At 35.1% G+C, this 1,388-nt stretch carries 1 protein-coding gene; it reads right to left on the reverse strand.

Annotated features, from left to right (window positions below):
* Positions 1-15: 15 nt before the first annotated feature.
* A complete protein-coding gene (locus tag V6256_RS15090; protein WP_341599093.1) occupies positions 16-1,002 on the reverse strand; it encodes an IS30 family transposase in 987 nt (328 codons plus the stop codon).
* Positions 1,003-1,388 lie beyond the last annotated feature (386 nt).

The following is a 1,388-nucleotide window of genomic DNA, read 5'->3' on the forward strand; positions in this document are numbered from 1 at the left end:
GAAGTCGCATAAAAATTAGCTAATGAGTGCCAACTGTCTTGAAAAACACCGATCGCAAAAATAAACATTAACATCTGTTTCTTGAGTAAATTTTTTATGTGCTCTTAGTTCTGTTCCTCTATCCCAAGTAAGCGATTTATATAAGTCACTCGGTAGTGTTTTGGCATGACTAATCAACTGAGCTATAACATCATATGTGCTATTACTATCGACTTTTACAAGGCATACGTAACGTGTTTGTCGTTCAACTAATGTCGCAATATAACTTGCATGAGTTCCCTCAATTAGATCTCCTTCCCAATGACCAGGTATTGCTCTATCTTCTATCGAAGCTGGGCGTTCACTAATTGAAACGAGATCTTGAATATAACCTCGTTGATTTTTTACTTTTGTTTTTGTTCTTCTTAATCTTGGTTTGGAACGAAGATATTTTAATAGCTCTTTTTTCAGTACTCCGCGAGTTTGAATATATAAGCTTTTATAGATGGTTTCATGCGACACGTGTAAGTTCTCATTATTAGGGTATTGCAACTTAAGCCAACCCGCTATTTGCTCTGGAGACCTGAATTCCTTAAGTTTTAATGCGACTAATTCCCTTAAAGCGGGCTCTAAACTTAGTTTACACTGCTTAGGTCTTTTAGCACATTCCCATGCTTTCTTATCTGCTTTACAAGCGCGGTAATTATCAATGCCACCATTACGAGCAATCTCTCGACTAACAGTTGAAGGAGCTTTATTTATGCTCTTTGCTATCATTCTTAATGATTTATTTTGAGCAAGACTACGCGATATTTCTTCTCTTTCAGCTAGAGATAAATGCAATGAAGATCGTTGTCTTTTAATCTGTTTAACACCTCCATTTCGAGATAACACATCATAAATAGATGGAGATAGGCTATTAAGAGATTTTGCTATCGTAGATAAACCTTCTCCAGATTTCCACATACGCCATATTTCATCTTTTTCATGTTCTGAAAAATATCTTCTTGGTTTGTTAGCCATAAAATACTCCACTTTTTAACATATCATAAAGTGTTGCACTGATGAATTGAATCTACCTACCAGAAAAGAAAGGAGGCAAAGAAATTGGCCACCGAGTCGCTTTCTGATGCAACCAACGTCCTGTTTGCTGTTGCTGAAAGTACTTAATTGTTTGGGAAAGCTTAACGGTGGGGGAGTGGTAGCCGCGTTTGTTTATCATTCCAACTTCACACGATAATTATTTCATTTTTGCTTTTAACATTGTATTTTTTTAATTGATTCCGTATTTTAGTTGTTAATATAGAGTAATTCTATCTATCCACATGACTAATTTTTTATTTTTTATGTAACATTATTCTGGTCAAGTATAACTGGACACCTGACTTTGTAAATTTTCATAGTTAATC

This window comes from Psychromonas aquatilis (assembly GCF_038155185.1).
GTDB classification, from domain to species: Bacteria; Pseudomonadota; Gammaproteobacteria; order Enterobacterales; family Psychromonadaceae; genus Psychromonas; species Psychromonas aquatilis.

What these genes read in the sequence shown, in the direction of transcription:
- V6256_RS15090 (WP_341599093.1), bottom strand. Translation starts at nt 1,002, where the DNA reads ATGGCTAACAAACCAAGAAGATATTTTTCAGAACATGAAAAAGATGAA.